General features: G+C 42.5%; 10 protein-coding genes. 6 read left to right on the plus strand and 4 right to left on the minus strand.

Annotated elements, in window-relative coordinates:
• Window positions 1-669: 669 nt before the first annotated feature.
• Genes BW716_RS22190 through BW716_RS22210 form a run of 5 tightly spaced genes read left to right on the plus strand, consistent with a single transcriptional unit; the run spans window position 670 to window position 9,894 of the window.
• Window positions 670-1,830, plus strand: coding sequence for a hypothetical protein (locus BW716_RS22190; RefSeq protein ID WP_143708967.1), 1,161 nt, complete (start codon window positions 670-672; stop codon window positions 1,828-1,830).
• A 55-nt stretch (window positions 1,831-1,885) separates the two neighbouring features.
• Complete coding sequence (locus tag BW716_RS22195; protein ID WP_083726102.1) at window positions 1,886-2,149, plus strand: hypothetical protein; 264 nt, start codon at window positions 1,886-1,888, stop codon at window positions 2,147-2,149.
• Between the two features lie 21 nt (window positions 2,150-2,170).
• The gene (locus tag BW716_RS22200) at window positions 2,171-5,059 is read left to right on the plus strand and encodes a hypothetical protein (protein ID WP_083726104.1); all 2,889 of its coding nucleotides are present in this window, start codon (window positions 2,171-2,173) and stop codon (window positions 5,057-5,059) included.
• Between the two features lie 9 nt (window positions 5,060-5,068).
• Window positions 5,069-9,481: a DUF6443 domain-containing protein gene (locus tag BW716_RS22205; protein WP_083726106.1), complete on the plus strand. Its 4,413-nt coding sequence runs from the start codon at window positions 5,069-5,071 to the stop codon at window positions 9,479-9,481.
• A gap of 35 nt (window positions 9,482-9,516) precedes the next feature.
• A complete protein-coding gene (locus BW716_RS22210; protein ID WP_083726108.1) occupies window positions 9,517-9,894 on the plus strand; it encodes a hypothetical protein in 378 nt (125 codons plus the stop codon).
• A 38-nt stretch (window positions 9,895-9,932) separates the two neighbouring features.
• Here BW716_RS22210 and BW716_RS22215 read toward each other — a convergent pair whose 3' ends face one another.
• The 3 genes from BW716_RS22215 to BW716_RS22220 all read right to left on the minus strand — a co-directional run bounded on the left by BW716_RS22215 (window position 9,933) and on the right by BW716_RS22220 (window position 12,341).
• A complete protein-coding gene (locus BW716_RS22215) occupies window positions 9,933-10,235 on the minus strand; it encodes a hypothetical protein (RefSeq protein ID WP_083726110.1) in 303 nt (100 codons plus the stop codon).
• Between the two features lie 296 nt (window positions 10,236-10,531).
• Window positions 10,532-10,657, minus strand: a complete 126-nt coding sequence (locus BW716_RS38470) for a hypothetical protein (protein WP_255373891.1) — start codon at window positions 10,655-10,657, stop codon at window positions 10,532-10,534.
• 709 nt (window positions 10,658-11,366) lie between these two features.
• Window positions 11,367-12,341, minus strand: coding sequence for a GNAT family N-acetyltransferase (locus BW716_RS22220; RefSeq protein WP_083726112.1), 975 nt, complete (start codon window positions 12,339-12,341; stop codon window positions 11,367-11,369).
• A gap of 480 nt (window positions 12,342-12,821) precedes the next feature.
• Here BW716_RS22220 and BW716_RS22225 point away from each other — a divergent pair, with 480 nt between their 5' ends.
• Entirely contained in the window at window positions 12,822-14,327 is a 1,506-nt protein-coding gene (locus BW716_RS22225) for a sigma-54-dependent Fis family transcriptional regulator (protein ID WP_220388811.1), read from the plus strand.
• Window positions 14,328-14,330: 3 nt separating this feature from the next.
• Here the strand turns inward: BW716_RS22225 and BW716_RS22230 are convergent, their stop codons facing one another.
• Window positions 14,331-15,005, minus strand: a complete 675-nt coding sequence (locus BW716_RS22230) for a response regulator transcription factor (protein ID WP_143708969.1) — start codon at window positions 15,003-15,005, stop codon at window positions 14,331-14,333.
• Between the last annotated feature and the right edge of the window lie 158 nt (window positions 15,006-15,163).

Genomic DNA, 15,163 nt, shown 5'->3' on the forward strand with positions numbered 1-15,163 from the left:
TTAAAAGTTTAAACAACTTCTATGTTTAACAACTTTGGTCCTATAATCCTTGTTCGTTTTTTCAGTAAAACAAATTTACTGAATCTTATATCCTTTTTCACTAATTTTCATTGAGAGTTGCTTAACTAAACGACATTGGCATTAAAATACTGTTTGCATTTGTTGTAAGTTTTGACTTACATTCGTCCTGTTATTTCCTATACCGTAAAATACTTACGATTTAACCCGGGGACATTTATTAGTAAATAGATTTTTTATAATGGGACTATTATTTCTATTCTTATACTTATTTGTAGCTGTGACCTTTCGTGTACAGTACTACAGAGACATATTATCCTATAATATCAATACTACTCCTGCTAATTTCATTGATTACAAAGGGCATTTCAATCATATTCACCTGTAAGCTTATGCCAAAGGCATCAGTGGCGAGGTAGCGGTGGGGTTTATCTGCCGGACGGGGGACGCTTCGATGCTGATTCCCTAAGCCAACGCAATTTATTCCGTGCCCTATAAGAATGTATTTGCCGGAAATGTATGTCTGCCTGATAGTATAGTTTCTACCAGAGAAGATCAGTCTGGCATCGGGAGCTCGAATTCCCAAACAGCACTGTATGTCAATTGATAGCACAGCAGGATCGAAACATTTGAAAATCAAATCAAATATATATGCGTTCTTTAGTTCTACTATTATCCATTATGCTGGCTGCGAGGGTAGCCAGTGCCCAAAGCTATGATCTCATCAACTATTACATCAACTCAGTTCCATCCAATGGCGTGAAGATCAAAACCAATCTGCCTTCAGGAACCGGCGCATCGATGATGCCTACGATCTTCATCAAAGGTTATTGTTATGGCAATGCCACCACGATCAATATTACATTGTCATTTTATTACTACAACAATTTATTTAATTTTCCTAAAGCAAGCAGTGCTGGTAGTTTTACTCCTCCAATTACGCTAGCCCAGGAGAATGGGAAGATTGTGATCTTTATCGATTCAAAGATCAATTACCAGCGTTTTAATGTGAGTGCCTATGCCATTGGGATTCAATCTGAAATAGCAGCTAACTACAGTGGCTGGACAGCGGTGGATAGTACGCTGCTCAGTACCGCCAGCAGTGTGACAAGTGTTCCTTACGCTAATAGAATAGAGGGTACTGCATTTTTACCTGACAGTATAACTGCCACTTCTGATGGCAGATTTGGTATCAGTACCCTGGCACCCAAAGCTCCACTGGATATCAATACCATGATGCCGGATAGTATGACGGCGATCGTATCCAGGTTACCGGAGGGTAATACGTCAGGTAGGGGAACCTTTCTAGGGGTGCATGCGGGAACGACTACCGCCAGTGGGAATACTTCATTCTCTATTGAGCATTATTTCTATGGGCTAAAGAATGCTTCCATCAATTTTGTGAGAGGGAATAGCCAGCAGGGAGGATACCTGACTTTTTCAACTAATGACGGGAGTGAGAAAATGAGGTTGGATGCGAGTGGGAATGTGGGGATTGGTACCACAAGTACAAGTACATACAAGCTGGCAGTGAATGGTACGATCGGTGCAAAAAAGTTGCAGGTCACACAGACTGGCTGGGCTGATTTTGTGTTCCATAAGGATTATGTATTGCCTTCCTTACAGGAAGTAGCCGAATATATTGATACACACCAGCATTTACCCGGTGTACCTTCTGCACAGGAGGTAGCAGAAAAAGGTATTGATGTAGGCGAAATGAATAAAATCTTATTGCAGAAAGTAGAAGAGCTGACATTGTATTTATTACAGCAACAAAAGAGAATCGAGGAGTTGGAGAAGAAGGTGAAGTAGGTATTTATATTTTAAGAAGAGTTGTATGCGACTAATATATTATCCCCTTATACTCATGATTATATTTTGTGGAACAGTACATGCCCAGGATCAGGGCGGCCTGAACCCCACAAAGTTTAGTGTAATACCTCCCGCACCCAATGCGGCTGGTATCAGTAAATACGGACATGTACCCGTTAATTTATTCAATGGCTTACCGAACGTACAGATACCACTTGGCAATTTTTCCGTAAGCGACGAGTTTAGTTCAGAAATAAGCTTGTCTTATCATGCCGGTGGCACCCGTGTAGATGAAGTGGCGTCATTCGCAGGACTCTGATGGTCGCTGAGAGCAGGAGGCGTGATTACCCGTACGGTACGTGGACTGCCTGATGAAAATGGGTACGTAGGACAAAATCACCAGGCTCAGATTCCTGCAAACCATCCTCAAAATCCGGATGCAGATAATTACGAACAATTTGTACGAAGTGCAAACGGTACAAACGATACCCAGCCGGATGAGTTCTCCTATAATATTGGTAACTACAGCGGTAAGTTTGTAGTAGATGCCAATAAAAATATTTACCTGATTCCTTACAGGGATATTAAAATAACCTGGGTAACTACTACAAGTGGCATGTATTTTACGCTGGTTACCGAAGATGGTACAAAATACATTTTTAACAACGAGGAGACTACACAGAATAATTCCTGTAGCGGAGATCCGGATATATATACATCTGCATGGTACCTGACTCAGATCATTTTACCTAAAAGTAAACGTACAATCAATTTTGAGTATGTGGTTGATCCAGGCATTGCCATACCCAATACCAGTATGACAGAAACATGGGGAAGGAATTATGGTTATGCCAACACGCTGCAAGGCTGTCCATCGCCTACAGTTCTAGTTTTATCCACCTGCAACACCACACGCGTACAAAGGCAGCAGAAGATCAAAAAAATCACGTATCCGGGAGGAACAGTTACATTTAACTATAATTTCCAAAGGACTGACCTCTCTGCATTTACCACTGAATCTGTATATGCATTAAGCGAGGTGGTATTTAGCAATGGTAGTATTACCACAGAAAAATATCTGCTGAATTATATTACGCCTGATCGTTTAAGATTATCAGCTGTAAGTACAGCTGATGCATCAAATAATGTAATTAATGCCTACAGCTTTGCGTATAATTCTACAACGCTACCCGCTGTAAATTCCTATTCTAAAGACCATTGGGGATATTATAATGGCGCCAGCAATACCACATTGTTGCCAGCAATGCCCGGTTATTCAGGTGCAAATAGGGAACCGAATATTCAGTATACGCAGGCAGGTATTTTGCAAACGATCACATATCCTACAGGAGGCACCACCTCTTTCGAATTTGAAGGTAACAGCTATAGCCATTATGGCACCTCTGGACTTGTAGCTGATCCGGTGTATGGTTCAACCACCGTTAGCAAATCCATTCGTACAGGGTATGCGAATGGTACGACTTATCCTGACGCGATCACAGATAGCATTACTGTCAACCTGAATGTCGATCAATATCTGAACTTCACTGTCTCACTAACTTCCTGCTGTGGTAATCTTTCAAGTTGCTATATTAAGAATGTATCGAATGGAGATGTCGTTACTCCTGCAAATGGACAGAGCTATATATGGCTGGACAGCGGGCAGTATAGAATAATGATGATTGCATCGCATGATGAGCCTACAGCAAGTGATGAAAGAGTGATCGTAAATGCAACGTATCAAACCCAGACCGGTACTACAGGCATAGCAGCAGGTGGTGGTCTGCGCTTAAAGAAGATGATCACTTATGATGGGATCAGTCATGACAGGGATATCATTAGAACCTATACTTATCAATTCGCTGGTGATACCGTTTCTTCAAGTGGATACTTAACCAACCTGCCTAAGTATAGATACTCGTTCACCTCTATGCGACCCAATAAGGGAACTTCGGATATGTTTAGATGGCCCTGTGATGTCTGGATCAGAACCTCCGCAGCAGGCAATGAGATTGAATCTGCTGAAGGAAGCGTCATTTATAGAACGGTGTTGGAGACTGACAACCAGAACGGAAGCTCCCGCTATGTATACGAATTTATGGACAATTCAAGTGGAGTAGGTAGCTATCCATATGGGCCGTCTTCAAATTTGTATCCTGAAAAAGGTTCATTGAAAGAACAGTATACTTATAACAGTGCCGGACAGCTATTAACATCTACAGTCAATACCTATTCGACTTTTACAAAGGGAAATATTGACGGATGGAAAGCTGCATATAGCAAAAGAGATGATATCTATGCTAACTATTCAGTCGAACAATTTGTAAACAACTATTATACTTATTATAGCAACGGCGCATTGTTGAGCAGTTCTACAAAAACTGAATACAGTGGTACTGATGTCCTGGTTACGGAGACTGATTTTGTGTATGATAATATGAACCATATTCTACCAACACGCATTCACAATACAAATTCTCAGGGTGATGATATCTGGACATTCAGAAAGTATCCGACTGACTTTGCAACGCCAAGCGGTACATTAACCACCGGAGCGCAGGCATTGAAACAAATGCAGGATAGAAATATGCATAACATTCCATTGGAGCAATACGAACAGCAGATCAGGCAAGGTGTAACCACTACCCTGGGCGCTCAGTATGTAAGATACAAAGTCTTACCTGCTACTTCTGCGACAATGGTGGTAATGGATACTGCATTCAGACTGAAAACAGCCGCACCGCTTACCAGCTTTATACCTGCTTCCGTACTAAATGGAAGTGTAAAAACAGATGCAAACTATGAGCCTACTATCAGTTTCAAAACTTACGACAGTACAGGAAACATCCGCGAGCAACAGGCAATATATGGTGTGAAAGAAGCCTATATCTGGGGCTATAATAATCTCTATCCTGTTGCCAAAATCGTAGGTACATCTTACGATACAGCAGTGAGGTATATCAACATGAATGTGATCCGAAATCCTTCCAGCGACGCAGCGCTGCGTACAGAACTGGAGAAAATTAGAACAGGCTTAGCTGCTGCCAATGTATTGGTGAGCTCCTATACCGTAAACCCGGAAGTAGGAGTGACGAGCCAAACAGATCCTTCCGGCAAGACGATCTACTATGAATACGATACAATAGGAAGACTGAAAGTAATAAAGGATATCAATGGCAAAATCCTGAAGCAGTATTCTTATCAGTATGTTCAACCTATCACCCAATAACAGATACCTATGAGGAAGATTAGTATATGCCTTTTGCTGCTGATAGGTAAATTTGGATATAGTCAAAATGTGCCGCTATCCGGTGCGCGCCCCACAGCGACTCCCGTAGCAGTGCCTTCAGCGTATAGTAATATCAATATAAATTATGTGCGGACATGGGAGCCGTCAATGCCTACTGCAGATACTACAGTTGTAAATGCAACAGCCCGTACGATGGCCGAGGTGAAAATGAGTACCGAGTATATGGATGGTCTTGGCAGGACCCTTCAAAAAGTAAATAAAGGCCTGAGTCCACAGGGTTATGATGTGGTAGCGCCTGTTATTTATGACGCATATGGCAGAGAGCAATATTCATATCTGCCATATACAGGAACTACCAGCGAGACTTATGCCAAAACCAATGGCTCTGCCAGTGATGGTAGTTTCAAAATTGACCCTTTTAACAGTCAAAAGACTTTTTATCAAGACGTTACTATCAATCCTGGTGCAGCAGGAGAAACTGTTTATTACGGGCAAACCCTGTTCGAAGCGTCTCCGCTAAACAGGGTGTTAAAAACCTATGCGCCTGGTAATAGCTGGGCAAAAGAAGGAGGCAACAAACCTGTAGAGAATCAGTACCTGATTAATAATGGTAGTGACTCTGTGGTGATATGGTCAATGACTGGCGGCATCCCCACTAAAACCGGTTATTATGCTGTGGGTACCTTATATAAAAATGTCGTGATCGATGAAGCTGGTAATAAATCAGTTTCCTATACAGATAAAGACAAGCATGTCGTACTGAAAAGAACGCAGCAGGCAACAACACCTGGTACTGCGCATATGGGTTGGTTAAACACCTACTATGTATATGATGACCTGGATAACCTGGTAGCAGTCCTTCCGCCATTGGCTGTGGAGTATGCGATGGGTGCTGGTTGGAGTGTAAGTGCCGTATTAAATGAATTATGCTTCCAGTATCAGTATGATGAGCGGAAACGCATGATCTCAAAACGCATTCCCGGTGCCGGTGCAGCCTACATGGTCTATGACGTTAGAGATCGACTTGTATTCACGCAAGATTCTGTACAGGGGATGGCCTCTCCTCAACAGTGGCTGGCCACTTTCTATGATAACCTGGACAGACCGGTAATGACTGCAATATATAGCGCAACCATCACCCGCGACGCGTTGCAGGCAAGTATGAATATTGCGACGACTACCACTACACAAAGTATTTCAAATAGCGCTCCACTGTCATCAGATCTGGTATTGAATGAGTTTGATGGAAGTAGTGAATACAAAGCCAGTAATTCCATTACCCTGAACCCAGGGTTTGTTACGACGGATGGGGTAGAAACGCTTGCCTATATCGACACTTCAGCTGTAGGTAGCACTGTGACAGTGGCAACTACCAATTCTTTACCTTCTATTAATGCTTCTGCGCTCACGCCATTGACATATACCTTTTACGATAATTATAATTTCAATGGTAAATTGGCGTATGTAAGTAGTGATATCAGCAAGCCCATAGCAGGAAGCAACCCTTATGCTGAGACAATACCGTCCACTCCATCCGGCAATACAAAAGGTATGGTAACCGGTGGTAAAGTCCGTGAATTAGGCACCAACCAGTGGCTGAACACTACTAATTATTATGATGAAAAGGGACGCACCATTCAGGTGATATCTGATAACCATGCAGGTGGAAAAGACGTACTGACTACCCTGTATGATTTCAATGGCAAAATACTCAGTACCTACCTGCGTCATAAAAATCCCCGCAGTAGCGCAACCCCGCAAACCACACTGTTGACCGTCATGACATACGACAACGGGGGCAGATTAGTGAGTACCTTAAAACGTATCAATGATAATACGGCAGATGATAAAGTAATTGCAGCAAATGCTTATGATGAACTGGGGCGGCTGCAACGCAAGCGGTTAAATGCGGTAGGTAGCAGCCAGCTTGATTCATTGACTTATCAGTATAATATCCGGGGATGGATAGCGGGCATAAACAAGGCATATGTCAATTCTACTGGGAGTACAAATTGGTTCGGTGAAGAAGTGGTGTATGATAATGGATATACTGCTAATCAGATCAATGGTAACATAGCTGGTGTGAAATGGAAAACCATGTCAAATGGTATTCCTCGATCATATGGGTTCACCTTTGACAACGTAAGCCGTCTGGTACAGGCAGATTTTACCCAGCAAAATACAACTGGTGATACGTGGAAATCTGATAAGGTGAACTTTAGTGTAAAATACCTGACCTACGATGCAAATGGTAATATCAATGGCATGCGTCAGGAGGGTATGGACGGTACTAAGCTAATCTCCGTCGATCAATTGAAGTATACTTACCAGGGTGGAACTAACAAAATGATCGCAGTAAAAGATACAGCGGTTACAGCTAGTGCAAAGTTGGGTGATTTTATTGATGGAAGTACTTCTACAAATGAGTATGTATATGACGGAAACGGAAACGTAACGGTAGATGCAAACAGGGGTATATCCAGCATTACCTATAACCACTTGAATCTTCCTTGGTCTGTGACTGTTACAGGCAAAGGCACTGTTACCTATTTATATAATGCATTAGGTGAGAAGCTGACTAAAACAGTGGTAGATAATACTGTCAGTCCTGCCAAAACAATCGTTACAGATTATATAGGTAGTTTTATTTATCAACAGGATACGCTGCAATATGTGTCTCACGAAGAGGGGAGGATCAGACCATTGTATGCGACAAGTAAACCAGTGAATTTTACCTATGATTATTTTGAAAAGGATCATCTGGACAATATAAGAGTAGTGCTGGGCACGAAATCTGATACAGCGGTGTATGCTGCTACTATGGAAACAGCCGTAAGTGCTACAGAAAATGCACTTTTCAGTAATATCGACAATACAAGAACGGCGAAACCTGTTGGATACCCGGAAGATAACACGACCAGTCCGAATGATTATGTTGCCAAGCTCAATGGTGTGAATGGGCAGAAGATCGGACCTTCTTTGGTATTACGTGTCATGGCAGGTGATACAATAGCGATTGTATGCAAAGCGTTTTATAAAAATGTCGGTGCAAGTGCTTCTCAGAATTCCTCTCTGAATATGCTAAATGCTATTTTACAGGCATTTTCAGGTAGTGGAGTGAGTGATGGTAGTCATGGAAGTACAGGGACTAATTCGCCGATCTCATCCCTTTCAACTGATATTTATGATGCATTAAAGAATAAGGATACCGCGCAGAATGTAACGACGCAGCCGAAAGCTTATTTGAATTATGCTGCATTTGATGATCAGTTTAACCTGGTGGATGATAATAGTGGTGTTAGACAGGTGAAAGGAGGAACAGATGTTCTGTTACAACTGGAAGTGCCGAAAATGGTGATCAAGAAGACCGGATTTATCTATATTTATGAATCAAATGAGAGTGGGCAGGATGTTTATTTTGATAATCTGGTGGTAGTCCATAATGCAGGGCCGTTATTGGAAGAGACGCATTATTATCCATATGGGTTGACGATGGCGGGGATCAGTAGCAAGGCGCTGAAAGGTAATGCTTACGTAGAGAACTATCACAGGTATAATGCAAATGAGTTGCAGAAGGGGGAGTTTAGTGATGGTACTGGATTAGAGTGGTATGACTTTAATGCAAGGACTTATGATCAGCAGTTGGGAAGGTTTAGCCAGATAGATCCGAAGATTGAGGAAGGAGAGCAGGAAAAGGGTAGTCCGTACCAGTTTGCAAAGAACAATCCGGCTAGATTTAATGACCCGGATGGGAAATGCCCCGCGTGTTTTGCAGCAATAGGGGGCGCTTTATTTGGAGCAGCAGCGGATTACGCTACGCAGGTGGCCACTAATATGGCTAAAGGACATTCCTTTAGAGAATCTTTAACTCATGAAATTGACTTAACATCTATTGGGATTTCTGCTGCATCAGGAGCGGCTTCAGGTGCTCTTTCAACTGTAAAAGCTGTATCAACTGTAGGCAAAGCTCTGGTAAAAGCGGGAGAACTTGCAATAAGTGCAACCGAATCAGTTGCTAGACAGGCTACTGATAAGGAGGGAGACGGTAAAATATCAATTTCCAAAGTGGGGGTGGATGTCGGAATGAATTATGTGATTGGTAAGGCTACGGATAAGGTGAAAGTTTTTGGTGAGGGATCTGTTGATAGAACTTTGCGGCAGGTGAGCAGAGGGCAAAGAGCATTAGCTGATAATGTTGCAAGAAGCACGAGGGCTGCTGGAGTTAAAACTTTTGAGAAAAAGCTGGCGGTTAAAGTAGGTGCAAATACTTTTACTGCCAGTTTGGCAGGTAATACCATTAGTGCTTTAAAGGAGGTTGGAGTGGATAAGGCACAGGAGCAATTGAAAAAACAAGAGGTTAATGTACCTTTTGTAAATAATTTCTTGGAACTCCTCAAGTAGAACTATTTATTTTACAAAATACCACAGTCTTAAATATGAAAAGTGTTTTTTGGATTGTTATAGTCATTTACGTTTTTGGGGCTACCTATCTGCTGTTACAATTTCCGGATTTTAAGATCGCAAGGAATGGTAAAATCGTTCAAATGAAAATCACAGAAATCCCCGGAAATGTTACATCTACTAAAGTTAAATATCACATGACGCTTAGTTATAAGGGGAAAACTTTTGATAAGCAGATTGGTGTATTGACTGCTAGTCGACATTCAGTTGGGGAAATGATTAATATGCGATACCTGGAAGGAAACGATAAAATCTTATTCCCACAAGAAACTGGTATGCTCCAATTTGGGAGTGGTATTTTTATTGCATTGTTAGGGTTGTTTGCAGTTATTTTTTTCCTAAGATATTGGTGAAAGTAAGGTTGTCTCCGCCAGGAGACAACCTTACTTTCTTACTTATCCAACACAACCTGATTGGGCATATCCTTCATCTTCATCCGCACCTCTTTCCCATATCTCCCTTCAATCTCCTTCCCACTCATCGTCGTCGTCACATGCGTAATCAATCCTGTACTGACATAATCTTCCACACAATCTATCAACACTTTTCCCAGTAGTTCAAATGTCGGACCGTAATACCTTGTCGGCATTTCCCGGTCCAGCCCATCAAAACAACAGGAGGTGTGCATCACTGGCAGCAACGCATGTCTGCCTATGATTGAATACTGATCACTGAGATTTGCACAATTGATCATCTTAAAAGGCTTTGGATCATTATCGACTTTTAATCTACAATGAGCCACATCAGCCGGGTCTTACCAATATTAGCACTACCCATTACCAACAATCCTTTTTTGAAGATCAATATTCAAAGCTGACGCTTCTGTTTCATCCCGTAACACCCATGCCAGAATTTGTCGTACAGCAGTAAACTAATAACGCCTGAAGGTGAAGTCGCGGCATTGAGAGTATTCCCTTATATGTTGTTCAATCATTGGATAGATCGCCTTGTAGTCAAATAGGCTCCTGATATTTACCTTTCCCTTCACTGTCATTGGAGGATATCGGCATATAAGGATGTCATCACTACAACGGTGTCTCTCAACCCTTTCCTATATTGAGCAATAAAGCCCCATTTTACGAGTTCCGACATGTAGCGGAAGTAGTGATTCTTCATCCGGGGTTTTTATTTTAATGCCATTCCCTGACCAAATGCCTGCACATGGAAACGTTGGGAGTAAACCCTGATATCCGGGAAGAGCACGATCTGCCAAATACCGGCAGGTAGAATTATTTTATATCGTATAGGTTGTGAAACAAATATAATACATGCGTATAGCTAGACTTGTTGGTAATACAGAATTGTTCAAACTGCACTATATTTTATCAATGATCAGATAAACAGTGAGATAACGGGAAAATTTCTGCAGAAATCACGGTATGTATTTAGTTGTAGTCACCGGTATCCGGGGGGAATCGTATATATATCCTAGTGTGCGCGTACAGATGCAGCAGGATAGGGAAGTGGTGTGAAAATGGTGCTGGATAAGGAACTCTGCAATATCCCATTAAAGTGGGATGGAAATGAACAAATGGCAAAAATAATAAAAGAATAATTTCTCGTTAACCAAGGGTTAACAAAATCGTATCGAGTAATGCATTAATATTGCATAACAAACATTGCAAGGGTAGCCCCAGCTACTTGATCTGAAACAAAAGAATTCGGTAACTGGGGTTAACAAACAATGGATGAAAGACCGGCTTTCCATTCATGGTTGGCCGTTTTTTTTTGCCCTAAACCCTCCCACACAAAAAAGCCCCCCAGAGGAGGGCTCTAAATACACACTCAACGGGTTCGGTCAAACCTGGTTTTCCAATGTAAATTCTTATACTGCTATTGAGAGCTCTTGCCGATAATTCTTTAAGGAATTCTGGATCTGCGATACAGGCACATGCCATGTCTTAAATCCCGGATAGGTCTCTGATGTTATTGCTTTGCTTGCAAATAGCACATCTGGCTTATGCCCAATACCTCCCAAATGAAAGTACTGCATGCCTGCAGTTTTCCCCAACCCACCCGCTTCTGCCAGTAACAAGTGCAAAGGTGCATATTGTAAGTATTGCTCATGTGTAGCGGCCAAATGCAACTGCATCATGTCATTACAAAACGTGAGTAATACCCCTGCTGTCACTTGCGTACCCTGACATGCCAGTAATAATGTGCTTTCAAAACCACTAGGTCTGAGTATCTGTCTGAACCACGCTTTATCAAAATGAGCGCTTCCTGATTGCAGGTGCATACTATTTCTGTAATAAATGTCTGCAAATGTATCCACGTCGTGAATCGACGTCGCCTGCCTTACCGAATATTCCTTTCGCCTAAGTAGTGATACATTGCTGCCGAAGTTTTCGCCATAATTTGCTTCCTGCATACTGGGAGAAAGCGACAGGTCTATCAGCAGGCTCTCCGCATGCTGTAGAAGGCGCCCTGTGCGCACCGGCTTAAAAGCCGCGTGAATCAGGGGATGCAGCATGATCCTCGACTCTGAAATCTGCTGTTCTTTGAGGTACTGTAAAAAGGCAATTTCAAATCGCTCCTGTACGCCATTGTCCAGCACCGCAAAATTCCGGCTGGCTACAGGGCCTGCAAATCCACTGATGTACCTTATATCATCAGTGCTGCTATTCACTACCACAGGCAGCGCGATATAGTCATCACGTTCTTCATAGACCAATAAAACAGGTTCGCCCGGAAATGTACTGTGATAATACCAGGTATGGTTAAAGTCAAATGTATGGGCGTTTCGGATGTAACGATCCCATCGGGTATTGTCATAAATGGACACAGTAATAAAAGACATATTCTCTACTAGTTTTTCAATAAAGCATGTAAAAAAATCAATAAGCAAAAGCAACGATTCGCCATTAGATGAGGTGAAAAATTATGAGTTTTAGCTAATGGCTGGTTCAGGGCATATCAAACACCTGGCGGAATACAACAGTATGGTACTGTTTTTGTAAAAAACAGCCCCTGAGATAGAAAATAATTTTACTATCCCTATGAGAAACCAACTGGAGAGGAGTAATTCCCCAATCATGAATATCACCAAACCATAAGGTGAGAATACAATCCTCCAATCAATTTTCCGCCTAAGTGACCCATAAAGACTCAATGTCTATGCCATTAGATTAATTATCTGTGAATCAATTACATAGTGTAATTCTCACAACCATGCTGGCTCCGATATATTGGAGTTATCCAACTGCATGTCCAAAATGTTGGAGTCCTGCCTGTTCATGACCGGTCATGAACAGGCCATCTGTTAACGAAAGTTGGGAATATGGAGCTATTCGGGTTGTTAGAATGGTTGGTTCCCAGGGAAACCACGGGTACACAACCGGATCATGATGCTGTGAAAGGGATTAAAAGTGAAGCGGAATTAATGGCGTTTATACAGTCTGTACTCAGACCGTATTTACACACTATTTCGATTTTGATCGGCATGGCCGATGCGGACGGTATGATCACCTGCTGGTGGTTGCATACTGACAATACTTTTGTATTTCCGGTTTTTCCGGATAAGGTCCTTCCTATGTATCTATCCAATCTTACCTCCAACATTTTGGAGCTGCATACCCCAGATCGTAGAGATGCTTTCCAGACCACTTTGTTTAAAAGCGGTGTAAAAGAGGCCCTGATACATTCTTTACACTATCAAGATAAAAATTTAGGATTTCTTTGTTTACTCTCTGAAACCAGCAATACATTTTCATCAGCCCTGCAATCTGAAGTGAACAGATCTGCAGGGTTATTCGTCGCAGCATGTCTGCAGGTATTATTGTTACAATTGGCAGAAGAATACCAACAAAAGGTGACTGGGGCGTTGCCACTGGTCGTGAATAATTCAGGGATGATAGGCGGGAAGGCATTGCAACCTGCATTACATTTAGTGTCTCAGGTTGCGCCTACAAGTGCGACCGTATTGTTAACCGGCGAAACTGGTACCGGGAAGGAGTTATTCGCTGCTGCCATTCACAACGCTTCGCCAAGGAAAAACAATATTATGATAAAGGTCAATTGTGCCGCATTGCCCCCTCAACTGATCGAATCGGAATTATTCGGTCATGAAAAAGGAGCATTTACAGGTGCATTGCAACGCCGGATCGGCAAGTTTGAACTCGCTGATAAAAGCACTTTATTTTTGGATGAAATAGGAGAGTTGCCACTGGAATTGCAGGCGAAATTATTACGCGCCTTGCAGGAAAAAGAAATCGAGCGTCTGGGCGGCAACAATATCATCAAAGTAGATGTTCGCATTGTCGCAGCTACCAATAAAAACCTTGAAGAAGAAGTGGCAAATGGCCGGTTCAGGGAAGATCTGTATTATCGTTTGTGTGTATTCCCTATTCACTTACCACCACTCCGTGAGCGGATAGATGACATCCCTGTTTTGCTCCAGCACTTTGCCGGCAGTGCCGCCCTGCGATATGAGAAAAAAATCAGGGGCATCAACCCTGCCTGTATAGCTGCGCTGGTCAGTTACCGCTGGCCGGGCAATATCCGGGAACTGGAAAACCTGGTAGAGAGGGCGGTCATTGCTTCCACTGACTTATATATTATGATCACACCGCCACTCAGCAGAGAGGTGGCGGCATCGTCAGATACTTCACCACCCGCTTCCACATTGGCAGATACCGAAAAAGCAGTGATTATCCAGGCCTTGCAACAATGCAATGGTAAGATCAGAGGCCCGCAGGGCGCAGCAGCAATGCTGGATATTAAACCCACTACCCTGGAGGCCAGGATGAAAAAACTGGGTATTGTAAAAAAGCATGTATTACGATAAGTGTCATCTCATAGCGCCTGCGTAACCGATGGCAAACTTCACGAGCGCGTTAGGGCCTGACAACTGTAATTTCTTGGTGATATTATGCCGGTGATTATCGACGGTCCTGACACTGATGCATTTATAAGATGCGATGTCCCTGCTGCTCATACCTCTGGCAATCATGCTTAGTATTTTAGCCTCTGTTTTACTCAGCCTGTCATTGATGGCGAGTGTGCTTACTTCGGGTAGCATCACATTTTCCTTTATATAATTTCGCGTATCCCTGATGTGATGAAACCTGCTGATACGGGAGTGGATACTTTTAAGTAATTCCTCGCCGGTAAAAGGTGCTACGAGATAATCATCTGCACCGAGGTTCATGCCTTTGCGCATATTTGCGGGCATATTCGGACGGGAAAAGAGAATAAAAGGTATAGGCTTCAGCACTGAATCATTTCTGAGTGTAATCAGGAACTGATACCCTGTGGCGTCCTGCACTATGGCATCGCAGAGAATGAGATCGGGATGATGTTGATGAGCCAATCCTATACCTTCCGTAATAGAACTGGTGCTAAGAAGGGTGTATTGCTCCGTAAGCAATTGCCGGATTTTCCGGGCCATGCCTGCATCGGCGGTAACTAAGAGTATTCGCTGGGTAGCGTAATTAAGCCCAGGGTCGTTGTTAGGTGCGTTCATGGTATACGGTTTTTCCCATACGGTTGATATGAGAATAATCAATCGTTGTTGAATCTAATTAATGGTTTAGGATCGGAATAGAATAATAACAATCTTAGGGAGGCTTTACAGAAAAGATATGGGGTTTTTTGAGTGCGAGACCTCTGTAAAGATATTGA

It is taken from the genome of [Flexibacter] sp. ATCC 35208, from assembly GCF_001975825.1.
Taxonomy (GTDB): domain Bacteria; phylum Bacteroidota; class Bacteroidia; order Chitinophagales; family Chitinophagaceae; genus Chitinophaga.

Bases quoted from the DNA above. Each gene is read 5' to 3' on its own strand.
- BW716_RS22230 (WP_143708969.1), bottom strand. From the start codon at position 15,005: ATGAACGCACCTAACAACGACCCTGGGCTTAATTACGCTACCCAGCGA.
- BW716_RS38470 (WP_255373891.1), bottom strand. From the start codon at position 10,657: ATGAAGAATCACTACTTCCGCTACATGTCGGAACTCGTAAAATGGGGC.
- BW716_RS22210 (WP_083726108.1), top strand. From the start codon at position 9,517: ATGAAAAGTGTTTTTTGGATTGTTATAGTCATTTACGTTTTTGGGGCT.
- BW716_RS22190 (WP_143708967.1), top strand. From the start codon at position 670: ATGCGTTCTTTAGTTCTACTATTATCCATTATGCTGGCTGCGAGGGTA.
- BW716_RS22205 (WP_083726106.1), top strand. From the start codon at position 5,069: ATGAGGAAGATTAGTATATGCCTTTTGCTGCTGATAGGTAAATTTGGA.
- BW716_RS22220 (WP_083726112.1), bottom strand. From the start codon at position 12,341: ATGTCTTTTATTACTGTGTCCATTTATGACAATACCCGATGGGATCGT.
- BW716_RS22195 (WP_083726102.1), top strand. From the start codon at position 1,886: ATGATTATATTTTGTGGAACAGTACATGCCCAGGATCAGGGCGGCCTG.
- BW716_RS22215 (WP_083726110.1), bottom strand. From the start codon at position 10,235: ATGATCAATTGTGCAAATCTCAGTGATCAGTATTCAATCATAGGCAGA.
- BW716_RS22225 (WP_220388811.1), top strand. From the start codon at position 12,822: ATGGAGCTATTCGGGTTGTTAGAATGGTTGGTTCCCAGGGAAACCACG.